The sequence below is a fragment of the Paenibacillus sp. FSL H8-0079 genome, from assembly GCF_037991315.1.
GTDB lineage: Bacteria > Bacillota > Bacilli > Paenibacillales > Paenibacillaceae > Paenibacillus.
In genome coordinates this window covers 3,277,907-3,302,089 of record NZ_CP150300.1, presented here as the reverse complement: position 1 = coordinate 3,302,089, position 24,183 = coordinate 3,277,907, and the positions used below count along the sequence as shown (strand labels likewise).

General features: G+C 44.8%; 19 protein-coding genes. 5 read left to right on the top strand and 14 right to left on the bottom strand.

Features of this window, described 5'->3' with window-relative positions:
* Positions 1-91: 91 nt before the first annotated feature.
* Complete coding sequence (locus tag MHI06_RS14760; protein ID WP_340401990.1) at positions 92-1,447, bottom strand: extracellular solute-binding protein; 1,356 nt, start codon at positions 1,445-1,447, stop codon at positions 92-94.
* A gap of 274 nt (positions 1,448-1,721) precedes the next feature.
* On the opposite strand from MHI06_RS14760, the gene MHI06_RS14755 reads away from it, so the two are divergent.
* Positions 1,722-2,489: a helix-turn-helix domain-containing protein gene (locus tag MHI06_RS14755; protein WP_340401989.1), complete on the top strand. Its 768-nt coding sequence runs from the start codon at positions 1,722-1,724 to the stop codon at positions 2,487-2,489.
* Positions 2,490-2,620: 131 nt separating this feature from the next.
* Here MHI06_RS14755 and MHI06_RS14750 read toward each other — a convergent pair whose 3' ends face one another.
* The 5 genes from MHI06_RS14750 to MHI06_RS14730 all read right to left on the bottom strand — a co-directional run bounded on the left by MHI06_RS14750 (position 2,621) and on the right by MHI06_RS14730 (position 10,944).
* Positions 2,621-4,246: a response regulator gene (locus MHI06_RS14750; protein WP_340401988.1), complete on the bottom strand. Its 1,626-nt coding sequence runs from the start codon at positions 4,244-4,246 to the stop codon at positions 2,621-2,623.
* A complete protein-coding gene (locus MHI06_RS14745; RefSeq protein ID WP_340402120.1) occupies positions 4,231-5,997 on the bottom strand; it encodes a histidine kinase in 1,767 nt (588 codons plus the stop codon). The genes MHI06_RS14750 and MHI06_RS14745 overlap by 16 nt, the downstream gene beginning before the upstream one ends.
* A 54-nt stretch (positions 5,998-6,051) precedes the next feature.
* Positions 6,052-7,731, bottom strand: coding sequence for an extracellular solute-binding protein (locus MHI06_RS14740; protein ID WP_340401987.1), 1,680 nt, complete (start codon positions 7,729-7,731; stop codon positions 6,052-6,054).
* Between the two features lie 125 nt (positions 7,732-7,856).
* A complete protein-coding gene (locus tag MHI06_RS14735; protein WP_340401986.1) occupies positions 7,857-9,407 on the bottom strand; it encodes a glycoside hydrolase 43 family protein in 1,551 nt (516 codons plus the stop codon).
* A 7-nt stretch (positions 9,408-9,414) separates the two neighbouring features.
* The gene (locus MHI06_RS14730) at positions 9,415-10,944 is read right to left on the bottom strand and encodes a glycoside hydrolase family 43 protein (RefSeq protein WP_340401985.1); all 1,530 of its coding nucleotides are present in this window, start codon (positions 10,942-10,944) and stop codon (positions 9,415-9,417) included.
* Between the two features lie 163 nt (positions 10,945-11,107).
* On the opposite strand from MHI06_RS14730, the gene MHI06_RS14725 reads away from it, so the two are divergent.
* A complete protein-coding gene (locus tag MHI06_RS14725) occupies positions 11,108-11,977 on the top strand; it encodes an AraC family transcriptional regulator (protein WP_340401984.1) in 870 nt (289 codons plus the stop codon).
* Positions 11,978-12,096: 119 nt separating this feature from the next.
* On the opposite strand, the gene MHI06_RS14720 is transcribed toward MHI06_RS14725, so the two are convergent.
* The 4 genes from MHI06_RS14720 to MHI06_RS14705 form a co-directional block, all read right to left on the bottom strand.
* Positions 12,097-13,791: an ABC transporter substrate-binding protein gene (locus MHI06_RS14720; RefSeq protein ID WP_340401983.1), complete on the bottom strand. Its 1,695-nt coding sequence runs from the start codon at positions 13,789-13,791 to the stop codon at positions 12,097-12,099.
* Between the two features lie 273 nt (positions 13,792-14,064).
* Positions 14,065-14,340, bottom strand: coding sequence for a barstar family protein (locus MHI06_RS14715; protein ID WP_062834405.1), 276 nt, complete (start codon positions 14,338-14,340; stop codon positions 14,065-14,067).
* A 14-nt stretch (positions 14,341-14,354) separates the two neighbouring features.
* Complete coding sequence (locus MHI06_RS14710; protein ID WP_340401982.1) at positions 14,355-14,789, bottom strand: ribonuclease domain-containing protein; 435 nt, start codon at positions 14,787-14,789, stop codon at positions 14,355-14,357.
* Between the two features lie 256 nt (positions 14,790-15,045).
* The gene (locus MHI06_RS14705) at positions 15,046-15,807 is read right to left on the bottom strand and encodes an alpha/beta fold hydrolase (RefSeq protein WP_340401981.1); all 762 of its coding nucleotides are present in this window, start codon (positions 15,805-15,807) and stop codon (positions 15,046-15,048) included.
* A gap of 138 nt (positions 15,808-15,945) precedes the next feature.
* On the opposite strand from MHI06_RS14705, the gene MHI06_RS14700 reads away from it, so the two are divergent.
* From MHI06_RS14700 to MHI06_RS14690, 3 genes are all read left to right on the top strand, one after another.
* Positions 15,946-16,557, top strand: coding sequence for a TetR/AcrR family transcriptional regulator (locus MHI06_RS14700; RefSeq protein ID WP_340401980.1), 612 nt, complete (start codon positions 15,946-15,948; stop codon positions 16,555-16,557).
* Positions 16,558-16,584: 27 nt separating this feature from the next.
* Positions 16,585-17,466 (top strand): AraC family transcriptional regulator, encoded by an 882-nt coding sequence (locus MHI06_RS14695; RefSeq protein WP_340401979.1) that lies wholly within the window; start codon positions 16,585-16,587, stop codon positions 17,464-17,466.
* A gap of 108 nt (positions 17,467-17,574) precedes the next feature.
* On the top strand, positions 17,575-18,855 hold the full coding sequence (locus tag MHI06_RS14690; protein ID WP_340401978.1) for a glycoside hydrolase family 27 protein: 1,281 nt from the start codon (positions 17,575-17,577) through the stop codon (positions 18,853-18,855).
* Between the two features lie 50 nt (positions 18,856-18,905).
* Here MHI06_RS14690 and MHI06_RS14685 read toward each other — a convergent pair whose 3' ends face one another.
* The 4 genes from MHI06_RS14685 to MHI06_RS14670 form a co-directional block, all read right to left on the bottom strand.
* Positions 18,906-19,268: a hypothetical protein gene (locus tag MHI06_RS14685; RefSeq protein WP_340401977.1), complete on the bottom strand. Its 363-nt coding sequence runs from the start codon at positions 19,266-19,268 to the stop codon at positions 18,906-18,908.
* A 128-nt stretch (positions 19,269-19,396) separates the two neighbouring features.
* Positions 19,397-20,125, bottom strand: a complete 729-nt coding sequence (locus MHI06_RS14680) for an amino acid ABC transporter ATP-binding protein (protein ID WP_340401976.1) — start codon at positions 20,123-20,125, stop codon at positions 19,397-19,399.
* Positions 20,118-21,563 carry an amino acid ABC transporter substrate-binding protein/permease gene (locus MHI06_RS14675; RefSeq protein WP_169479440.1) on the bottom strand — a complete coding sequence of 482 codons (1,446 nt, stop codon included), beginning with the start codon at positions 21,561-21,563 and terminating at the stop codon, positions 20,118-20,120. Before MHI06_RS14675 ends, MHI06_RS14680 begins: the two co-directional genes overlap by 8 nt.
* A 343-nt stretch (positions 21,564-21,906) precedes the next feature.
* Positions 21,907-24,012: a serine hydrolase domain-containing protein gene (locus MHI06_RS14670; RefSeq protein WP_340401975.1), complete on the bottom strand. Its 2,106-nt coding sequence runs from the start codon at positions 24,010-24,012 to the stop codon at positions 21,907-21,909.
* Positions 24,013-24,183 lie beyond the last annotated feature (171 nt).

Sequence of the window (24,183 nt, the reverse complement as noted above, 5' to 3'; positions counted from 1 at the left end):
CCTTTCCTGTAAGCGTTGAGAGAACTGAACGATTGACTAACCCGGACAGACCGCACCTTCATTGGTGCGTTCTGCCCGTGTAACGTGATACTTATTTGTAAACCTCATCAATCGCAGCCTGGAAAGGAGCCTTGTATTTCTCGATCAGCGTAGATACGGATACCCCTTCTTTGAGTTCCCCATCAAAATCCCAGAACGGCAAGGACGGGAATGTGTTATGGTCGAGAACCAACATACCTTCCGCAACCTCTCTGGCGTTGTTGATATCTGCTTCATCGGTCAGATGTGTCTCCAGTGTGGATTGTCCTGGATACTCATAGATCGACTCGATCTCATTAATTTTCTCCCAGATGTACATCAGTTGTTCTGGATTCTCTACCGCTTTTGGAATCGTTATAGCTTGGTAACGTGACTCACCGGAGTGATACGCTGTTGCACTTGGACCTTTTGGAAACGGTACAAAACCAATATCGTAGTCCTGCATATCCGTCATAATACCTTCGACTTCGTACATGGCACCTGAATACATCAGGGTGTTGCCTTGACGGAAGAACGTGGATGGCTCTGTCCAATCGCCGCCCTCAGAAGCTCTGCCGACCTTCTCGGTAGCCAGTTTGGACAGGAAGTTCAACGCTTCTTTCGTTTTTGGATCTTCCAGGTTCTGCTTATCTTCTTTGGTCAGAGAAGCCTCGTTGGAATACAGAATCGGTTCCAGCAAGCCCGTTTGAGCGAGTCCCCAAGTGTCTAGCTTGCCATCATTGTTTCGATCCTTGTTCGCTTGCTTGGCAACACTGATGAACGTATCCCAGTTCCATTCATCGGCATCCACATACTCTTGAAGTGGCTTCAAGCCGAGCTCTTGCATGAGTGTGCGATTATAGAAAATTCCGTTGATAAACGAGGACTGGTCCTCGGTAAAGCCGTAACCTTTGCCTTCATACTGCATGTATTCTTTGGTTGTTTTCTGGTTGAATACCTTGTCGTTTTTAATATAATCATCCACCGGCCATAACAGATCCTGTTTGGTCAATGCCGGAATGGCATAGTTTTTGCCCAGTCTCACCAGATCGCCAAGCGGTTCACCAGCCATCAGGGAAGCAACAACCTTTTCCTGATATTCGCCAAAATCGATGGAAGCATATTCAATATTAAAGTTGTGTTTTTTCTTCAGCGCTTCGAGATTCTCAAGACGTTGAATGTTGTCCGGGTTATTCCCCTGTATTTCCATGTCCCACCAAGCAACAACCTTGATCGTTCTGCCACCCATGTCAAAGTCCATTTCTGGCGTGGAGTTTTCATTCTTTGGCTCGGTTTCCGCGGGTTTTTGTTCCTCCTGTGGTGTTGTCTTTTCCGGCTCGGGTTGAGCGGTAGGTGCAGAACTGCATGCAGCAATCACCAACAAGACCGCAAATACCAGGCTCAGTAGCATGAACTTGTGTTTTCTCATCGTCTTCCCCCCTGATTGTCGTTTGCTATCACAGTGTATCGTTCAAATGAAAGCGCAAACAACCTGCCGATATGCAGGTGTTTACCCTGACGAAATATAGATTGATGTAATTTTCAACCTGTAACGCACAGTAGCGGTTTCAATTGGTAAAGAAATGCACTGTCTACAAAAATATGCACATTGTATGCGCTTTCTTTTATTCGCATAATGAAATCAAGCCATATTTCAGTTGGATCATTGGATTGAAATTTAGGAGAAGGTGAGGTATTGCTTCATGTATGACATTTTACTTGTGGATTTCAGCCAACGTATGTGCGGCGAGATGCAACAGCTACTGCAACGTAGTAAATCACAATACACCGTTGGAAATTGTGTGTTCTCATCGTCTGAGGCTATGAGTGCATTGTCTGAACGAGATTATTCCCTTGTTATGGTCCATACCGAGAGATTCGATACCGCGGGTCTCTGGCTGTGCAACGATATTCGGAAGATAAGCCAGATCCCCATTCTTTTGACGGGTGGAAGAGATCACTTCAGACTCGTACGCAAAGCACTAACGTATCAAGTGAATGACTATCTACCGCATCCTGTAAGTCCCTCCACTTTGCTCAACAGTCTGCACGGGCTCAGATCCAAGCTTGAAACAGACCCTGCACATACAACGTCGTCGTTCTTCAAAACACCCGTTCAACTGAACGGCAAGCCCATGCATTCAAGTCATGTAATTCGTATTGTCAAAGACTATGTTCGGGAGCATCTGGGTGATGAAATCACGTTGAAGAAGATCTCTGACATGCTTCATTTTAACTGCGCGTACCTTGGACAGAAGTTCAAGCTGGAAGAAAAGATGACTTTCAATGATTACATGCTCGAGCAACGTATGGAAAAAGCCCAGCAGCTTCTGTCATCCACCAATCTGCGAATATATGAGATTGCTGTAGAAGTAGGCTATAAAGATATCGATTGGTTTTATAAAAAGTTCAAAATGTATGCCGGATCAAGTCCAAACGCCTATAGACGACAAAAAATCCACTCCGCTTAAGGTTGGATCTCCGACTCCGAATGTTCAGCCATTGGATATGAAGCACAAAAAAACCGCAGGATTCATTATCCTTGCGGTTTTTGCGTTGTTTACATTGTCTGTGGCTTTTATCGTTTCCAAATGATCCATATCTAACGTACCAGAATAGATTCTCGGTATTCCTGCGGGGTCATTCCCGTTAGTTTCTTGAAAAGTCGAGTAAACGAATGTGCCGCCTCGTACCCCACTTGAAGTGAAACCTCACGCACCATGAGATTCGTATTCTGAAGCAACTCTTTGGCTCTCCGTATTCTGCAGTCATCAATGAACTCTGACACGTTAATTCCCATTTCCTGCTTGAAGAATCTCGACAGATAGGACGGGTTAAAATGATGAAGTTCAGCCAGTCTCACCAGAGAGAGATCTTTCTCCAGGTTCTCCTTCACATAACTGCACAAAGCATGAATCACAACGTTAGCGCGTTCTTGTTCATTCGATCTCTTGAATCGGACTAGTTCGTCGGCAACAAGGTAGAGATATTGTACAGCATCATTCATACAGGTATACTCCCCCAAATGAAGCAAACTTCGTTGATCCGGAATTTTATCATGGAGCCCCCATCGACTCATCGTCGAATGCAATAATAATGCCAGATGGTAGTAAGTCTCTATCGCACGTTCCATCGTAATATCTTGTTGTAAAAGTTCGCCTGCAAGCTCCTCAAAACTATCGTAAAATGGCTGGATTCGCCCCGTTTCCAAATATCCTGACATTATCTCGATCCGGTTTGATATCCGCATGGATTCTTTGGGTATACCAGCCGGAAGATCATTGCGACGATCCGTGAGTACCATGGATACACCGTCTCCAATTTTCATCCACTGGAGCAACCTCAGACGTTCATATTGTTTGGTTAATTCAGACCAATTGCAGCTTCGCCCACTTAGTGAAAATGCAACGGATACGCCAAGGGATTCCATGCAAGCTTCCTGTACCAGTTCCAATGTGCCCTCCAGAAATCGCACAAGCTTATCATTCGCCATCTCTTGCTCCTGCTTCGGTTGAATCAGCCAGATCGTATCCCCATAGTGGTCTGTTACACTAGCGTACACCGTATACTCATGCATTAGCGAGGAGCCAATAATGCGCACAGATTCCTGGAGTTGTGTGAGCTCCATTCCTGTTTCTGGCGGATTATTGAACCGCCCCAGTATGAGATAGACTGGCGAGTCCACTTGCAAACAAATGTCTCGTTTCGTTAATTCATCTTGCATTACAAGCGGAGAAGATGTGATTGCGGTGCAATCCTGAAGTAGCTTCCGCAAATATTGCTCTTGCTGAATCACTGCAAGCTGGGAGTTGACTTCACGAGATCGTTCTAATAAATCAAGCATACTGTGACTCTGCCGGATCTCTTCCATCACATTTTCGACAACAGACAGCACCTTGTCATAGCCTTCCGTTTTGAGCAAATAACGCACATTGGACATCTGAAAAGCTCGATAGGCATAATCAAAATCGCTATGTCCTGTCAGAAAAATGACGCGACAGTTCGGCCAACTGCTCTGAATCCGCTCGGTCAGTTCCAGACCACTCATCCCCGGCATGCGGATGTCCGTTAGAACGATATCGATTCTTGATCTACGCATCCAGGACAAAGCTTCCGTCGCGGAATAGGCCTTGCATACGTCAAGTCGGTCAGGCATATGTCTGGCAAACGTTTCATAGAGACTGTCCGTAATGATCTCCTCGTCATCTACAATTAACAGTCGATACATTCGCTTTCCCCTTCCTTCCACTGAATTCGAATCGTAACTTTTAATCCCTGAAGTTCACTTTTGGACAGGAAAAGGCCACTTCCTTCTCCATACGTCAGGACCAGACGTCGGTGTATATTCATTAATCCAGTCATTTCTTCCGTACCTCCGTCCTTGTGCATGCGCTGTTGAAGTGATTGGATGTGTCCCTCATCTAGCTCATTCCCGTTGTCCTCCACCGTGATCTCGGTATGCGAATCTTCAAGATTAAACCGGATGAGTAGAAGACCGGAATCCGTATTCTTTTCCAGACTGTGTTCATACGCGTTCTCAATAATGGGTTGAATGATGAGCCTGGGAACGTGAATATGTTCCATCTTGGCAGGCAGTGTCCCGAAATCGACCTTGATTCGTCTGGAAAATCGCAGTTGTTGAATATCCGTATAGATTCGTGAATGCTCCACTTCCTCTTTCAACTGGACATGATCTGTTTCATTCCGGGTGATGAACCTGAAATACTCACCAAGCATGTTAGTGAATTGCTCAATACGTTCTGTTTCGCCTGTTCTTGCAAGTGAATTTAGAATAAAGAAGCTATTGTACAGAAAATGAGGATTAATTTGGGATTGGAGCTGTTTCAACTCGGCCCGTTGCATCATCATTGTTTTTTTGAAATCTCGGTCGATCAGGGATTGAAGATTTTCAATCATCTGATTGAAACGAGTATAAAGGAAGCCAAACTCGTCCTTTCGATTGTGAGCGATGGGAACATCAAGCACGCCTCCCTCCATTTTTTTGAATCTTTTCACCAACAATAACAATGGAATGTGGATCAGCTTGTAGCTTGAATAGAGATAGGCCGTGATTGCAACAAATGATGTAATGGCAAATAACCAAGCCCAATGATAGAACTTGCTAAGTGGTCTGGTTACAATTTCCTCAGGCAAATATGTAGCTACGGACAGGCCCAGGGAGTCCATATGCAACTGACTCACATGATACATGGTGTCCCCCACCTTCATCCGAAAACCATCAAGTGTACCTTTTACACTATGCTCACGGTAATTCGCCAGAATAACACTACTTTGTTGCTTATCTGTGATGGCATGTCCCGTGTGGTCCTCAATCAGAAAAGTTGAACTCTCCGGGTACAAGTTAAGCCGCGTGAGTTCATTTTGAAAATGCTCGGTATCCAGCTCCACTTGAATGACAAAAAGCGGCGCTTCTCCTCTCTTGCCTGTCAACCGGACGGCACTCAAGTTCAGGGTGTCCTCTTTCACAGTGAAGCGTGCACCTTTTCCTTGTATGCCTGAACTGAAGTATTGATATGAACTCTTATCGAAATCATCGATGCCTTGTGTCGCGGATATACTTTTGTCGACAGTAGGGATATGTACATGAACGTTCTTGATGTAAGCCGTGCTGTTTTTGAAAGTAGCGAGCCGTTCCGATAAATAATTCAACGTATCACGTCGTTCAACCTGATCCATCATGTCCCAGAGAATGGCCAGACGATTCAGTTTTCGATCCTCGACGATATCAAACTGCTGTAGCTCCATCCATTCCAGTTCCCTGTTCAATTCCACGACATATTGGTTCAATCGTCTCTCCGTTGACAAAGATATTTCCTGGCTTGCATTGTCATAACTCCAATGATACAGATATACGCCAAGAAGAATAAGGGGAAGCACGAATACCAGATAGGTGATGATTAATCGCGCAAATATACTGTTAAACCATGATTTAGCCGGGATCTTGATCAATGCATCCACCTCCAATGCCAAAGGCTGGATTAGTTTCTTATATGAGTGAAATGAGTGAGAACGTTAGCGCTCCTTTGGCTTGTTGGTTTTATACCACGCGTTAACTTCCGATGTAATCTGATCTCCGCCCAACTTGCGCCAGTTCTCTACAAATTGATCAAACTCATCTATTGGCCTACCCACAATAATGTTCATATAAGCTTCAAGCTGAAGATCCCGGAGAATAATTTGTCGATCAACCATCGTGTCCGTAATACCGCCCGTGAACTGATCATAGAGGAGTTGGCCGTTCTTCTCGTAAGAATCTGCAATGCTAAAAGCGCCCGAAGGTCCATAGGTTTGTTTCCAACCCCAGCCGCTATCCACACCTTCCGATTCATAGGCTGCAATCCGTTTGTGAATGGCGAGAGCCTCATTTTGGAGAACAGAGAAGTCTCCAGTGCTTCTGGCATCACGGATTTGTTTGTATGCATCTATATTTTTATTGCCGGGAAAAGGCGTAACTGGTGAGAGCATCCACACGGCTCGGGAATCATCATTGTAATAGGTTTCGTACTCTGCCTGATCCCCCCAATTCGTTTCCAGATGCAGATTCATGAGCTTCACGACAACTGCCGGGTTAGAGAACCCTTTTTTTACAGCAAAATATTGCCCTGTGTTAGAACGGAGGGGTACCTTCAGGTCTCTGCCTGACTTCGCAGCAATGGGATATGCCTGCCATTCTACATCTGTATCTGTAGCCCGTGTAGTCTGAAGCATAAAGGATGCCCACTGTTCCCCGTAGAGCATCCCTATTCTCCCATCCTGAACCAAACGAAAAGCCTTGCTGCCATTTTTGTAACCAAAATCCGGATCAAATTGTCCGTCAAAATACATCGTTTGCAGTACTTGCAGCGCCTCACGAACTTCAGGCTGTATGCCTCCATAAGTAAGGTTGCCGTCTGCATCTTTGACCCATATATTAGGAAAGGCACCATATCCGGACATGAATCCTGCAGCTCCCATGACGGGATCCCATAAGTGATTCGTTAGCGCCAGTCCGTACGTATCCTGCTCTCCGTTCCCGTCGGGATCTCTATATGTAAACGCTTTCGATACTTGAAGCACGTCTTCCATCGTTTCAGGCTTCCGCAGACCCAGTTGCTCCAACCAATCGGTTCTAATCCACAGGTACTGCGCAGTCTCAATGGAGGAAGATGATTCGGGAATCGCCATAAGTTTGCCTTCAATGGTTGCCGCGTCGAAAGCTCCCCTACCCTCTGCTTCCAATATTCTCTTCGTAAGTGGAGAAGCATGCTCTTGGTACACATCGGTTAAATCTTCGATCATTCCAGCGTTGCTAAGTTGTCTAAGTTGATATGGATTCACTTTGACCACATCCGGGAAACGTCCTGCAGCAAGGGATACCCCCAGCTTCTGACTGTACACATCTCCGTTCGCAATCCAGTCATAGTGAATTTGAATACCTAGCTCCTTCTCGTACAAACGAGTCCAGCGATTATCCAGCATCGTCTCACCAGGCAACTGGCTAATCATTCGCTCAATGTCATCTCCCGTTTCCCTGACAAAAGAGACCTCTATGGGTGGAGAATACCTCTTGATCGTAGAGGGAAGTTGAATCTGCTGCCCATCTGGCTGCGGATGTTGTTGTTTGGAATTCCCTTCGGTATGACCTGCTGGTATAGATACAGCAAGGAACAGAATGAAGGTCCATCTTGTTATGTCCAGACATCTCTTATACATGATGACATGCCCCCAGTTCGGTTTAAACAAGGCTCTTCTCTCTGTCGAATTGAATCCATATCATTGTACAACAACTTATATCCATTGAATACGAAAAGCCGCTGCTGGGCGGCTTTTACGGATTATCATTGTGCTCCATCAGGATGAATCACGCGATATTCAAAACTCGAAAAGTCAGCTGTTCCTCCAACCATTTCGGTTGAATATGCAAACAACCCTATCCGGCAACCCATAAAATGATCCAGTTTATATATCATTTTATGGGCAATCCCTATCTCTCTCCATTCAATCCCATCGAAGTAGGCCAAAGAGCACTCATCCAGATTGTTCTCAAAATTTCCATATGCTTTCAGTTTAACCAAGGGGTCTGCTACCGGAATACGTGCATGTTCAGTAGCAGGCTCCTGATCGATCAGATTACCAAATATCGTTGAATCTCCACTATCTCTAGCATGCATAACCAAGTAAAACTTACCTTCCTGTCTCGTAAGAGCGATCATACCGTATGAACCGATTAGGAAGCACAGTCCCGCAAAATCCCCATCATTCAGACGACTGCCATCGAGCGTCACCGTTGCTTCGCAAGCAGGTCCCATGGAACGTTGGGTTAGTGTGTTTACGGCAAACGTCAGATTGGGACTGATCTGTCCAGTACGAACACGATAAACGCCCGGTTTCTCTGTAACGGACCAGAGTTCATCGTGAGGTGTATGATTCCATTGCCAAAAATCACGGAGACGGATGTTTCCATCTTCCTCAGGTTCATAATTGAAACTGTCGCTACCCACTAACGGGTTATAACGGTGCTCTGGTCTCGTGCTCGGGATATCAATCTGCTTCGGCGCTTTGTTTGCAAAGACCGGTATACCTTGATCAAAGTGTAGCGGAACCAAAACAGGAACCCGGCCAACAGCCCCATGATCCTGAAACAGCATTGCATACCAGTCTCCATCCGGCGTATCCACGATACCGCCCTGAGCAACACCTGAATTGAAATAATCCATATCGTCATTGAATACTTCTCCACCAGTGAAGACATCTTCCAGAGAATCTGCCATATAAAACGCCTGTGTTCTACGTCCGGAAGCTTTCGTGATATGAATCAGGAACACAATATATTTACCATTGATCTTGTAAAAATGTGCTCCTTCATAACCAAGGTGATGAGGCTGCTCGTCTTTTACAATCAAGCGATGCACTCCACCAGGTTTGGGCCCGGACAGATCAGAGCTTAATTCGGTCAGATAGATCTCGGTATTACCGTACACGAGATATGCTCGTTCATCATCGTCAAAAAATAAGGAGCAATCATGGTAAAACCCTTCCACGATCTGTTTCTTCCATACTCCCGAGATGGAGGTCGACGTATACAAGTATGTCTTACGGGTATCATTCGCAACAAAGATCACATAGAACACACCTTGATGATAACGAAGGGATGCGGCCCACATGCCTTTGCTATATATGTGCTGACCATCCTCCAGCCGCTGGGCTGGTGTATCATCCAGTTTGTCGTATACATAGGTGGCTACTTCCCAATGGATCAGATCATATGAACGCAGAATGACACATCCTGGCATCATGTGCATAGTTGTACTGACCATATAATATGTGTCCTCTACACGAATGACGTCAAGATCCGGGTAATCGGCCCAAATCATTGGATTCGGATACATGCTTCAATTACACCTCATTTTGTCTGTTAAACTTCCATTCTCTTAATAGAATGGTTGAGCTATCTGTTGAACCTTTAAACATAATATACAAGTCATGCTCACCTTGCGCACCCGTAACTTCAGTTGTTAGCTCCACCCAGTGAAGTGATCCGGTCACGGACGGAATAATCATTTCTCCAATTAACAGTCCGTCTGCACAATCAAGCCGAAGCTCCAACGTCCCTTCGGTTGCTTGATTCGAAATACGGGCATTGAAGATTGTAGGTCCTTCACTACCAAAGTCTACGTTCGATATAGCGATCCAACTGTCACTTTGCAACTTAGCGGAAATCACATTCGAATCTGATGATGACATCTCAGCATACATCTCATCCGAGTCAAGACACTGCTCTGTTGATACGCCGCTACTCCATCCAATCGTCGAACCAGCCACCTGTTGATAGGGATCGAACCACTTGATCTGATCTACGCCCTGATAATCTGCATGAACCTTCTTGATCCGACCAGCGGCTTCATCATGTTCGACTCGATTCAGATGCGTTGAGCGGTAACCTTCAGGGATATTCATGGCCTGGCACAACGTCTGAGCATGATAGGCAATGTACCACTGATCGGCCAGTTGGAATATAGCATGATGGTTGTTGCCGCCAACATCAAAAAAGTGGCCTGGATTCTGGAGCAACGTTCCCTCATATGTCCATGGCCCCATGGGCTGAGCGCTGGTCATATATGCAATTTCCCCGGGTGGTGGGTCGCCCTCTGGCCGATCACCCTCGTCAAAATTGGAGCAATACGTGTAGTAGTATATATTGTTATATTTATGTATTCCTGAATCTTCAAACATATATGGCGACGGGATGACCTTTGCTTTGCCAACGACGCTGATCATATCGTCTCCCAATCGCATCACTCTTGCCGTATCCGGCCTTTCTGCTTTCCCCTCTGGAATACCACCACCGAAGTATATGTAGGCTTGATGATCGTCATCTACAAACACAGCAGGATCGAATAACCAGGTTACCTCTTCTACTCCCGGAGTCTCTCGTGTAATGAGTGCTTTTCCTATAGGGTCTGCCCATGGACCTAGAGGTGTTTGTGCGGACAATACACCGATTCCACTGGCATTGTTTGCGAAATATAGAAAGAAACAGTCCTCGCCTTCAATAATTCGATGAGCAGCTGCCGGGGCCCAGGATTGTGAAGCCCATGTAGCTGCGCCTTGAGGTCCAGCAACTCTGATCTCCCCATGATCTGTCCAATTGACCAGGTCATCTGAAGAAATCACCGTGATCCGGTTGATTGAACTATAACTGTTTTTCTGAGGAAGACCGTCCTGATCATATTCCAGCTTATCGCTAGTCATATATAAGTAGACTCGATTGTTAAATACCAAAGCATAGGGATCGGCTCCGAATTTGTGGCCCATCAGAGGGTTACCGTTGGGACGAAGCTTTCCAATCTCCCCTGTAATACTCTTCAGACCAGCAGACCGATCTTGCTTTTGCTCATTAGCATGTGATGTAGAATTATGATTCATCGAAAGAATTCCCCCTCTTAACGTTATTAGTTTTCTCATTAGATAGAAAGCGTTTGCAATACAAAAGGTATCATGATAGGATGATTACATTTTAAGGTAAGCTGAGTACAATTTCATTGCGTAAACCGCTCTATTTATTGCGTGAAATGACGGGAGGTGCTTCATGAGTGGGTCCTCTGAGTGTTTCTATGATCCCATCCAGCCTGAATTACTATATCTGCACCGCGTAACTACGTATAAGCTGGATACAATTTACCATCGCCATAATGCATATGAGATCTACCTGTTTCTTCGTGGCAACGTTCATTTCTATGTAGATAATCGATGTTATCATGTGCAGCCTGGGGATTTACTTGTGATGTCACCCGAGGAGATGCATCGAGCCTTTATTCTGGATGAATCTGAGTATGAGCGAATCACCATCAATCTCAAAAAAACATATCTATATCAGTTGTCTACATCAACAACCAATCTATCATCATGTTTCGATCATCGCCCCAAAGGAACAGGCACCATCGTACATTTAGACGATCATAGCTTGAAGCAGATGCTGCAATGCACGAACGAACTGGAAGGATTGCTTGCTTCCGATGCTTATGGCACCGACATCAAAATAAATGCAGCCGTAGCCCAATTGTTGGTCATGATTAATGTTTGGTTTCATAACAATTCCTTTGTTCCCCATGACATTATGCCTGAAATGGTTCGTGAAACCATGGATTATATTGAAACACATCTACATCAAGACATTACGCTCCGTAAACTTGAAGAAGCATTCTATATGAACAGCACTTATATCAGCCGCCAGTTCAAAAAGCATACTGGGTTGACGATCAGGTCCTACATATTGGGTCGTCGTATTGAACGGGCCAAATTCCACCTGTCGGATGGAATGAGCATTACGGATGCGTGCTTTCAATCGGGATTTAGTGATTATGCCAATTTTATTCGTAGTTTTACCAAGATGGTCGGCATCTCCCCGGGGAAATATATCAAACGGCGGCGTGATGCAATAGAAGCATTACCAAGATAGTGACCAGCTCATTTAATGAAAGCAAAAAAACATCAAGCCATCCTGCATGGCTCGATGTTTTTTAGTTCTTGATATACTTTCTGATCTGCAAATAACTCATTATTGTAATTATACGCTAGTTAATTGATCTCTTTTCCCGTCCACAATCGAACGCGATCTTTAATCCACTCTGTATACTGCTGTTCCATGCCTACTGCACCTGCATTATCAAGTTCAGCAATCATATTGTCGTATATGTCTTCAAAGGCACTCGGAGAGGATGTAATCGCTTCGGCGATCCGTTTCTGAATAATATCCTGCGTTTTCTGGTACACCACATTATAATCTCCGCTATCGGATGGAATCGGCATATTGTAAGCTGCGCCCCACTCTTTCACCGGGAACTCCTCTTCGGAAGGGAACAAGTCCTTCCACGTGGTAATCCCATAGCCCTTCAATGCTTCTTTTTCCTCATCAGAATAACTTTGCTGAATCTGTTCGGGATAATTGGTTGTATAGTAGTTATCCGTTGAATCTTTAACACCATCACCGTAATGGGCACCAAAAATGTAGTACAAACCTACGCCGGTTTCTTTGGTAAATGTGTTATTGTCTTTGTTTTTACGTTCCTGCACATCTGCCGGGATGTTGCGAACACCGTCTTCCACGTTATATTGCTCGCCTTCAACGCCCCAGTTTCTCAATACTTGCCCTTCTTCAGAAGACATCCAATCCAGGAATTTGATGGCCCGGACAGGGTCTTCACAATCGACCGTTATGCCAATGCCATAACCGTCAAAGCCGATATTCTGGAAGTCTTTGCGCTGAAAACTGTCATCCAGTGTTACCGGATAGAATCCGTAGGTCATGTCGTCTTTCCCGGCACTTTTCAGCGCATTTTCCGCATCACTGAATCCCCAGTTCGGATCAAGCAAAGAAAGCACGCGTCCGCTGGCGATTTTGGACTTATACTGGTCATCTTTTTGAACAAAACTGTCCTTGTCCAGCAAGCCTTCATTGTACATCTTGTTCAACCAGCGGAAATATTCCTTTTCCTCTGGCCGTTTGTAATGTAGAACAGCTTCATATGTGTCAGGATCGATGAAATACTCGCCATCTCCGGGGCCACCCGTAGACATGGCAGCGGGGTCAGTCACCGTAATCATGCGTCTCCAGCCATCCGCACTAAGTGTTAATGGAATCGTTGGCTGACCGTCTTCTGTTGTCGGATGCTTCTCGTAAAAGTCACGTAGCACATTTTCGAAATCGTTTAAGGTTTTGATCTCAGGATACCCGAGTTCCTTGACTACACGATGCTGAATGGCTGCGCCATTCGTGGCATCGAAGCTGACCTGATCGATTGCGCCGTTTGTAGGAATCCAATAGATTGAAGGATCATCATTGCTGTATTTCAACCGATTGGAGTGCTCACCGTAGATCTTTTTCAAATTGGGCGCGTGTTCTTCGATCAGATCTGTCAAATCAACCATCGCACCGGCATCAACAAGTCGGGTCAAATTATCTTTAGGGAAAATCAAATCCGGGTAATCGCCGCTGGCAGCCATCAGGGAGATACGGTCGCTTCCGCCTCCACTTGAAATATCGAATTCTGCGTTAAGAGTCACACCGGTTTCTTCCGTAATTTTCTTCCCTACAGCATCTTGCATTTTGTTCCAGTTGGGACTTGCATCTGCGCCGAAAAAGCTAAATGTAATCGGACTGTTGGGATCACTGGTATTCGATTGGGAATTCTCTGCAGCATTTCCGCAACCAGCGGAAACTAGCACAACACTTGTTACGAGACAAGCTCCTAGCACTTTTGATACGGCTCTCATTATTTCTCTGCCCCCTAGATGTTGTTATTCGTGTTAACTAATCCAGACAATAAGGATGGTTCACTTCGGAATAGTATACGCTTACATAACAAAACGTTAACAAATGATTAAAATCCTGCCTACCCTATTCCATGCTTAAAGTATAAGGAAGTCTATTAATCCCAACCTTGATTATTAAGCCATGAAAATAGCATGATCTAGACATGAGTCTTAGTCAAACTGCATAAACCAAAAAAGCGATGGTTGCCCATCGCCTCATAACGCTAATACTTTTCAGTAATATAGTTCTAACGTAAATCCTTGGATTTCTGCTTCAACTTCCCGCAACAATTCCATGACTTGGTCAGCGTAATCTCCAAGAATCTCTTTGCTCTTCTCGAATCCGATCCATTGAAAAGTAAGCGGCATGCTTACAGCCCCAGTCAAGACATCCCATAGTGCGTCCAAATTGCCTCCATAGCTCTCATCTAACTCAAGCTGGTTTTGAAGACTTTGATGGAGCTCTTCCTTGCTGTGAAAATCGTTTCCGTTAATCTGTATGATGCTCATAGCATTCCCTCCGTTTATTTTAACTGTTCAAATGACTTATAATGATCTGTCGTTTGGTAAATTAAACCATCATTCGAGTATAGGATTCGGTCGCTTCCGCGCCGTCCTCCTGCGTAATTTATATCGGCTTCGTACCAGATCCGGCCTTTTTTGTGGGGGAGTAATCCTTCCCGGTTCCTGAACACGTCGCCGCCGATGCTTTTGCCTGGAGCTACTTCACGTAAGTTCCCTTCACTTGGTTCCCATCCCAGATCCCTTGCCTCTTTCTTGGTAATGTAATTTGGTGGGAGTTCATTGTGCTCCGAGATATAGTCGGCAACCTCATCAAATCCCATATCCTCCGAAACTTGAGGCGATCCGAGATCAAGCAGTGACTGTGAAGTACAACCCGAGAACAATAATGCAGCGGTGATGATCAATAATGTGTAAGCAAATTTTCTGAAAAACATAATCTTTTCTCCTTTTGATGTTCTTGCTCTTGCTGCCCTTCGTTTTGCTGCTGCTTCGATGACAATGCTTCTAATGTTAACGACTTGTGGTAATTAAAGCAATTATGAAAACCTATCATTGAGTTAAATTCAATCGATAACAACAGTTAAGCCTGCTCCATTGATGCATATGTTTATCCTTCAACAAAAAAAGCCGCTAAAATAGCGACTTTAATCGTACCAGGTAATTATCCATTCAATACACTCATTTAATAGTTTAATTGAATGTATCCATCCAGTTCTCCAGTGCTACAACAACCTCTTCCAACTGCTTATCTTCCGTAATGGCAGGCTGATTATCTCCTTTTTGCATGCCGTATGAGCCAAATTGACCATGATTTCCACCCTCAATACTCACATATTTCGTGTCTTCCGGAAGATTTGCTTTGGAGTTCTCCCAGTCTTCCCAGTTAAGCACTCCGTCATCCGAGCCTGTAATCTGTAAGATAGACAAGTCCGTATTCTTCAAGCTACCTCCTTCATCTGCATAAGAAGCCAAGAAAAAGACGCCTTCCAACTTCTCATTGTGCTCCGCAGCATACCTTGCTGCGAATGACCCTCCCAATGAATGGCCGCCAATAACAAACGCTTCGTTAGGATGTTCCTCGATAAAGGAATCAGCCTTATTTTGACCGAAAATCGCCAAGTTTATCGGCATGTTCGCGATGTATACACGGTGACCCTGTTCTGCCATTTCTCTGGCAAGTGGAGAATAACTTTCAGGTTTAACCAGACCGCCCGGATAAAAAATAATATTCGGTTCGGTTACCTCTGTACTCAAGGGTTCAAACCGGTAACCGTCCTTAAGCTTGGTGACATTAACCTGAGCATCGCTTGTCATTGCCGCTTCAGCTCGTTCAGAAGGACTATACGTTACCGAATTGAGATATACGAAAACGCCGGCCACGATGATAACGATGGACAAGATTGTCCACATGATTATCTTTTTCCATTTGGTTGTACCTTTTGCTGTCTTCAACCCTAAAACCACCTTGTCATGAGGATATTGTTATGTCATTTTTTACTCTTCATAAATTATACTTACCGGTAAGTATAATTACAAGTGCTTTTGCTAACTATCGTTATTTGTCATAAAATATTCATGGAGGGAAGTCCAATGACAGAAAAATCACCCAAACGTTTGCCTGGAAGACCGAAACATGGCAACGACGATATCTCGATTCAGCAAACTATTATTCAAACCGCTTCAAAACTATTCATGGAGTATGGCTACGAAACGGTCACGCTTCAGCAAATTGGCAAAGCATGTAGCGTGTCAAAGCCAACCATTTATTATCATTTCACCAGCAAACCAGAGCTTTTTAAAGTTGCCTTTACAACGATGCTACACAATGTGAGCCGGTTAACCTCGCATATGCTTGATCAGGCCGAGAATCTGAAGTCGGGGCTTGTGCGTTTGGCAGAGGCCAGATTGGGCAATCCACATGCGGAGATTGAAACGATGCTCAGAGAAGCTGAGCCTTTTCTTGACCATGCTCAAATTCAGGATATACGCAACGCGGAGCATCAGATTCACGAAGTGTTAGCCTCCCATTTCCAACGGGCAATGGATGAAAATAGACTGCGGACGGACGATCCGTTTTTCCTGGCAGAGACCTTCTCGACTTTGATGCTCATGGGCAATCGGGAAGATAACCTGCATAAATATGGTTCCAACTTTTCTCTAGGCCAGAAGCTAGTAGATATTTTCATTCGCGGAGCGCAGTAAAAATTCAGGGCAACAAGGAGAGCTGACATGAATATCCCTAGAGGAACCTATGGGTTTCGATTCGCGGAAGACAAGGAGCTCCAACTGTGTGTACTGTATGCGGCTGGATGTGATTCAATAACCGATCCTTCTTATCATTGGGATGGACTCGAACGTTCGGACGGGCCTCTCCTGTTGTTCCAATATACAATTTCGGGTGAGGGTGTATTTGAGTCGAATAATCGCATTCATCATGTTAGCGCAGGACAAGCTTTTTTAGTGGAAATTCCAGGGCCACATCGCTATTACTACCATTCAGCATCAAAAGAACCTTGGGAGTTTCTGTTTCTGCTGTTCAGGCCCACTCTTATTTTGCCCCATTGGCGAAAATTTCTTCGTGAAGCGGGAGAAGTTCCCTATCTTCCCGCTGATTGTACACCCATCCGACTGTTGCGAATGATCGTGACTGATGCGGCGGCAGGCAGAATCACTGATCCTCTGATCGCATCATCCAGCGTATATCAGTTCATGACAGAATTGACTCGATTACAGAAAACAACATTGCACAACAAGGAGAATTGGTCTGAGAACATTCAAATAGCTGTTGAATACATAGAAAACAATTACTCCAAGATGATCAGTATAGATCACCTTGCCGAACAGGTTTCCCTTTCCAAATATCACTTTATACGTCGCTTTTCCACCAGTACAGGCTTGACGCCAGGTGTTTATCTGACCCGTGTACGCACTGAGAAGGCGATGGAACTGTTGCGCGGAACTACCCTTAGTGTTGAAGTCATCGCCGAACAAGTCGGCTATTCCAGTGGAAGTTATTTTATCAAAGCCTTTCGTAGCATAACCGGCGTTACGCCAGGTGAATTTCGTAGTGGCGGAGAAAGTCTTGTGTACCGTAAATTGTTCTTCGACTAACCGCAATATTTTGCTATTTCACACTCAACATTACTGTAGATATTAATAAAATCCTTTATTATGATGAATTGAGCGAGAGCAATAATTAATTCATAAAGGAGCATTCCCATGAACCATACGCTTGCAGCATCAACTCCACCGCTTGGCTGGAACAGCTGGGATTGTTACGGCGCAGCCGTTACGGAAGACGAAATTCGTGGCAACGCCGAGTACATGGCAGAACATCTTAAAGACTTCGGCTGGAGTTACATTACGGTCGATATTCAATGGTATGAGCCTTTGGCCAATTCTTCGCAATATCGTCCGTTCGTTCCACTAATCATGGATGAATATTCACGGCTTATGCCTGCTGAGAATCGGTTTCCCTCCGCTGCAAGTGGACAGGGATTTAAGCCATTAGCCGATTACGTTCATAGTCTTGGACTGCAATTCGGCATTCACATCATGCGCGGTATTCCACGTCAAGCTGCACATGCGGCTACTCCGATTCTGGGTACAACCGCCACTGCGCGTGATATTGCTCATCCGAACTCCATCTGTCCCTGGAATACGGATATGTACGGTGTTGATAGCTCAAAAGAAGGCGCACAGGCCTATTACGATTCGCTTTTTGAACTGTATGCACAATGGGGCGTTGACTTGGTGAAAGTAGACGATATTGCTGCTTCAAGACTCTATGACACCCATCAGCCAGAGATTGAAATGATATCCAAAGCGATTGAGCGCTCTGGTCGGCCCATGGTACTGAGTCTCTCTCCTGGCCCTGCTCCGGTGGAATACTCCGAATTCTTGGCTGAACATGCCAACATGTGGCGTGTCACGGACGATTTCTGGGACCTCTGGCCATTGTTATTGGATATGTTCGACCGCTGCCGGACGTGGCAGGGCGTTCCCCAAGCAGGCTGCTGGCCAGACTGTGATATGCTGCCTTTGGGTCATATCGGTATCCGTTCTGTAGATGGTGGTGGAGCGGATCGCTGGACTCGGTTCACGCCTGACGAACAGTTGACGATGATGTCGCTGTGGAGCATCTTCCGTTCTCCGCTCATTTTTGGTGGTGAACTGCGAGATAACGATGACTGGACATTGTCCCTGTTAACCAATCGTGAGGTTCTGAGAATGCATCGCGAGAGTTACGGAGCCAGAGAAGCTTTACGCAAAGAAGATCTTATTATATGGACTGCTCAACATGCGGATGGTTTCTCTTACGTCGCTGTATTCAACATAGGTGAAGATGCTCTCCCTGTGGATCTGGCTATAGAGGAAATCGGCCTCTCGGGTATTACGAAAGGTACCGAATTGTGGAGCGGAGAAGCAGCTGAATTTACAGAGAATTCCTTAGTTGCTACTGTACCTGCGCACGGTGCGCGTCTCTATCGGTTTTCCTAAGCTTGCAAAAGAAAAAGAGAGGTCTGTCGCTTATTAGACAGACCTCTTGTTCATTGTATAAAATCATCCATGGCCTGAACTGCTAGACGAAATGCTTTAATTCTTCTTTCCAGAAGAGTCTTTTGCGGGCTACCTTCTTTGGACTTGTCATACATGTTCTCAAGGGATGGAAACAATCCCATCAAGACAAGACGAGCTTCTGCGATATCTTCCTCCATGTAGGGATGAGATTTCTGATTCCATACCTTTTCCAACAGTGCTAGACCGATGTATAAAGCTTGGAGACGTTTCTGTAACAATGTCGTGTTATTCCTTTTCTGAGTCATATTCACTAAGGCATTTTCCGATTTGCGGATGGTTGATTGAAAGGCTTTGATAGATTCCTGTTGTTCTTCGTGTGTCACGTTTTCCATGGAGTACAGACCTCTCTTTTCGCTTAGTTCAATCGGTCTTTCTATTCATTCACCTCATAAATATAACAAAAAAAGCCGCTTATATAGCGACTTTCAATGTGATAAATGCATAGATTATTGATTCAGTGCTAGAGTACCTTTTCCAAAAAGCTGATCGTCCGCTCATTCTTCGGATTTCCAAATATTTCTGCGGGAGTTCCCTGCTCGACAATGTAACCACCGTCCATGAAGATCACGCGATCAGCTACTTCGCGGGCAAAACCCATTTCATGGGTAACGATCATCATCGTCATTCCTTCGCTCGCGAGGTCTTTCATTACGCCAAGTACTTCTCCTACCATCTCAGGGTCCAGTGCTGAAGTCGGTTCATCAAATAACATGACGTCCGGATTCATGGCAAGTGCACGAGCGATCGCTACACGTTGCTTTTGTCCACCTGAAAGTTGAGTTGGGAAGCTATCTGCTTTATCAGACAAGCCAACACGCTCAAGTAATTGAAGTGCTGTATCACGCGCCTGCTGTGCATTTAATATCCCGAGTTCTCTGGGCGCAAACATGATGTTTTTGAGTACGCTAAAATGAGGGAACAAGTTAAAATGTTGAAATACCATCCCAATATTTTCACGTGCCTTGTTCAAGTTCGTTTTAGGGTCATTCAGATCCTGATCGTCCACGATTACTCGTCCTGCCGTAATATCATCTAATTGGTTGATACAGCGCAAGAAAGTACTTTTTCCTGAACCGGAAGGCCCGATGACACAGACGACTTCACCTTCGTTGACCGCCACATCAATTCCCTTGAGAACCTGATTCGAGCCGAAACTTTTCTTCAAACCTTCAACTTTAATTTTAGCCACGACGAACCTTCACCTCCAGATAATCAGCGATTTTGGTCAATGTGATGATAACAATCAGGTACATAATCGCAACCGTTAACCAAATGTCGAAAGAGGAGAACGTTCTTGCAATAACAATTTTACCCGATTGTGTCAACTCTACGAGACCAATGACGGATAAGATTGACGTATCCTTCAACGTAATAACCATCTGGTTAATGAAGGAAGGAATCATAACCCGCACTGCCTGTGGAATGACGATCTTAATCATCGCTTTGCGATAAGGAAGTCCCAATGAACGGGCAGCCTCCATCTGTCCACGATCAATCGATTGAATACCGCCACGAATAATCTCGGTGACGTACGCTCCTGCATTCAGACTAAGTGTCAGAATGGCTGCCAAGAACAATGGCATCGTGAAGCCCAAAGCCTGTGGTATCCCGAAATAAATAAAGAATGCCAGGACAATCAGCGGAATGCCGCGGAAGATATCTACAAATACGGTGGCAACACCACGAAGGAATTTGTTCTGTCCTACCTTCATAAATCCGAAAATCAGACCGATGATAAACGCGAAGAACAGGGACACTATCGTGTATAAAAGCGTATTTCCCAGCCCTTTAAACAGGGCAGGAAGAGATTTCTGAATGAGCTCCCAACGACCTTGATTTGCGACTTGGGCGTTCTCTCCAACATACTCTTCAATAATGCGCTTGTATTCACCGTTAGCTTTGATATTCACAAGACCAGCATTGAACATCTCCAGCAATTCCTGATTTTTACCCTTACTTACCGCAAAACCGTAGGAAGCCCCGTCCTCTTTGTCGGTAACGATTTTTAACCCATTATTTTGTTTTACCCCATATCTTAGAACGGGTTCATCTTCAAAACAGGCCACCGAATTACCGGTCTTTACATCATCATACATTTGATATGATTCATCGAATGGAACAATGGTAAACCCGTATTCTGAGGCGATGGACTCAGCAAAGCTGTACCCTTCTGTTCCCGTTTTTACAGCGACCTTTTTACCACGAAGATCTTCGTAACTTTTAATGGTATCATTATTGGCACTAATTCCCATGACAACGCCTGAATCATAATATGGCTCTGAGAAGTCAAATTTTGCTTTTCTCTCATCCGTAATACTCATGCCTGCGATCACACCATCGACCTGATTGGCTTCAAGTGCCTGCACAGCTGCGTTAAATCCCAGAGCTTTGATTTGATACTTAAAATTTTGGTCTTTGGCGATGGCATCCAGCAAATCCATATCGATACCCACAAAATCACCATTCTCATCTTCATATTCAAATGGTGCGAATGTGATATCGGTTCCAATAATATAGGTTTTACCGGAATCGGATGCTGCGGCGGCGTTCCCCACCCAACCTGATAGACCGCTCACCAGGAGCAGCATCAGTGAAAGTATAAAAAATGAGATCTTCGTTGTTTTCATGTGTCCTCCCCGTCTCGGTGTTGTCCGAATAATCATTATTTTCTTTGGAATCGGTATTACTGTTATGCTTTTTGTCGATCTTTTGCCCACTTGATTGTTATTATTTACTGTATATTAACAATCAATGCTTTGCCTTTCCACTTGCAACATTTTCCTCCGTCATTTTTTGGCCAACCAGTAAATGTCCTCTTATACTTACCCTTCAAGTAAGCTTTACGAAACCCAATTTTACATCTTGAATCTGAAAAAGGTACATTTACTTTGAAACGTAGTATTTAAAATTAAAAACTCAAAAAAGCCGCGATTTACGCGACTTTTTGTTGTGTAGTTTTTTTATCATCTATTAATTTTCTCTGGTTGTCAATACAATATCGAACTTCGAACCAGCTTCACCCGCGAACACAATGGTTCCGTTCTCAGGCAATACAATTTCGTTTTGTCCACTGACCACTGTATGATTAATGCCTACACCTGCTTGGTTGTATACAGCAAATCCGCTGTTTGCAGACATCTTGACCGTCATTTCTTTACCTGCAGCTGATGCCGGAATTGAGAACCATGTGGCTTGACCATTCGCTTGAATGGTTGTCTTCGATTGTTTTCCAGCATAGATCGGTTTGATGATGTCTTGAGCAGCATAGACGTTGCCTCCAGCTGTAACATATTCTATGCCATTTTCCTCATAGAAATTGAACTCCATCGTGTCACGGCCTGCCAATCCAGGAATTTGCAATTGGTTCACGGCTTGGTTAGCTCCAACGATTTTATTCGTGTAGACATAACCAGGTAGCTCATTAAAAGTATGAATGGGAATCATCGGCATCGCTGCGTTGTACAGTGTTGATGTGTATTTTTCATTGACTAACACATACGCTTTTCCTTCCCGCTTCTGCCATGCGGCCTCTACTTCTTCCGACAATTCATTGGTTTCAAGCTTTTCTGCCTTATATTCTGAGGAAGCAACTTGCCCAAGCCCAGGCACAGACTGATATGAGCGAGACCACAAGTACGTGTTTCCGTTGACTTCCTGAACGAATTCCAGCTTTTCCGTACCTGCATCATTAACAAATGAGCCATCAGCAGTGTACGTATATGTCTGATCAGGACTGTTAGGGGACGACAGATTAGATAGCGTTAATTGCCCGTCATCTTTTACGTCCAGCTTCATTAACATGTTGGCTCCACCAGCGTACATGCCAGTGTGCTGCGAAAGTTCTGTTGGCATGGTTACTTTCACAGGTGCATCATGTGACTTCTCCGGCTTACGTTCCGGAATGATATTTTTCTCCTCAAGCGCGCCGAGCAACAGTTCAGTTGCCAGCAATTGATCCGTTGAGCTATGACCACCCGAAGAGGTTACGGCAGCAGCCATATTATACTCCGGAAGTACAATCAATGAGGAATGATAGGTTATTGTGTTGCCGCCTTTGCTTACTGCCTGGATGCCGTAATCATTAAAAGGAAACAGGTTCACGCTGTCCCAGCCTAGGCCGTAACCAATAGACGAATCGCCTTCTTCCGGCCACATGCCTCTCTTGTATTCTTCTTGCTCCATGGCCTCTACGGATTCCTCCGAAAGAACACCTTCAACCTCACCTGTAAAGATTTTCGAGAATTGAACGAGGTCTTCAGCGGTCGAATACAGGCCTCCGGAAGCAATCATGTTTGTCGTCTCTAATGGAAGCTGTTCCTCATGCGACGGGGAATATGTTGCTGCCATTTCAGTAAGATCCACTACATCCTGCGGCGTTTTGGTATGCTCCATACCCAGGGGATCGGTTATGTACCGGTGCATAAAAGTCGTAAAACTCATACCACTGACCCGCTCCACCAGAATCTCAGCTAATGTAAAACCATCATTACTATACACGGAGTATGCGCCAGGATCGGCCTTCAGATGTTGCGTCGCCAATTGCTCCAGTAATGTATCATGTGCATAGGTATCATTATCTCCAAACAGTATTGCACTGTTACTTGACGTTCCGAGAAGTCCGGATGAATGATTCAGAAGCATGCGTGGTGTAATCTGTTGGTAACGCTTGTCTTTCATTTTAAAATCAGGGATATACTTCACGACAGGCTCATCAAGATCGATCTTGCCTTGGTCCACTAGCTTCATTACGGCGGTTGCGAGCACCATTTTGCTGGTTGAACCAATGCCATACATGGTATCAGATGAAAGCGGGATGTTGTTTTTCAGGTCATTTTTGCCTGCCTGACCGGAGATCACAATCTCGCCCTCATCCATCAGTGCGTACTGCACACTTGTCGTAGCGTAGGATTCAGTAAGTACCTTGGCCTTCGCGCTTACTGCCTTTTTAGTTAGATCATACGTAGGGCTACTACCGTTACTGGTAGCGGGTGTGGCCATGGCCGACATTGGGGACATCATCGCAAACACCAAGGTTATGGCGGCGATAGAAGTTCGTTTCTTTCGTGTCAATCTCATCTTCTCCTGTCTAGTCTATGAATTAGGAATCTCTGTGTTCGTACTCCAGTAGTGTAACCGAAGAAGATGAACTATCTGTGGCTTGAATATGAATCGAGTATGAACCAGGCAGAACCAAGCAGAATAGGTTGGACACACGGGAAACATCACTTTAGTCTAGCTTTGTTTTGT

Coding starts and splice junctions, on each gene's coding strand:
- MHI06_RS14750 (WP_340401988.1), bottom strand. CDS start 4,246: ATGTATCGACTGTTAATTGTAGATGACGAGGAGATCATTACGGACAGT.
- MHI06_RS14755 (WP_340401989.1), top strand. CDS start 1,722: ATGTATGACATTTTACTTGTGGATTTCAGCCAACGTATGTGCGGCGAG.
- MHI06_RS14685 (WP_340401977.1), bottom strand. CDS start 19,268: ATGGAAAACGTGACACACGAAGAACAACAGGAATCTATCAAAGCCTTT.
- MHI06_RS14710 (WP_340401982.1), bottom strand. CDS start 14,789: ATGTTTTTCAGAAAATTTGCTTACACATTATTGATCATCACCGCTGCA.
- MHI06_RS14760 (WP_340401990.1), bottom strand. CDS start 1,447: ATGAGAAAACACAAGTTCATGCTACTGAGCCTGGTATTTGCGGTCTTG.
- MHI06_RS14715 (WP_062834405.1), bottom strand. CDS start 14,340: ATGAGCATCATACAGATTAACGGAAACGATTTTCACAGCAAGGAAGAG.
- MHI06_RS14670 (WP_340401975.1), bottom strand. CDS start 24,012: ATGAGATTGACACGAAAGAAACGAACTTCTATCGCCGCCATAACCTTG.
- MHI06_RS14725 (WP_340401984.1), top strand. CDS start 11,108: ATGAGTGGGTCCTCTGAGTGTTTCTATGATCCCATCCAGCCTGAATTA.
- MHI06_RS14735 (WP_340401986.1), bottom strand. CDS start 9,407: ATGTATCCGAATCCAATGATTTGGGCCGATTACCCGGATCTTGACGTC.
- MHI06_RS14730 (WP_340401985.1), bottom strand. CDS start 10,944: ATGAATCATAATTCTACATCACATGCTAATGAGCAAAAGCAAGATCGG.
- MHI06_RS14720 (WP_340401983.1), bottom strand. CDS start 13,791: ATGAGAGCCGTATCAAAAGTGCTAGGAGCTTGTCTCGTAACAAGTGTT.
- MHI06_RS14695 (WP_340401979.1), top strand. CDS start 16,585: ATGAATATCCCTAGAGGAACCTATGGGTTTCGATTCGCGGAAGACAAG.
- MHI06_RS14740 (WP_340401987.1), bottom strand. CDS start 7,731: ATGTATAAGAGATGTCTGGACATAACAAGATGGACCTTCATTCTGTTC.
- MHI06_RS14690 (WP_340401978.1), top strand. CDS start 17,575: ATGAACCATACGCTTGCAGCATCAACTCCACCGCTTGGCTGGAACAGC.
- MHI06_RS14700 (WP_340401980.1), top strand. CDS start 15,946: ATGACAGAAAAATCACCCAAACGTTTGCCTGGAAGACCGAAACATGGC.
- MHI06_RS14675 (WP_169479440.1), bottom strand. CDS start 21,563: ATGAAAACAACGAAGATCTCATTTTTTATACTTTCACTGATGCTGCTC.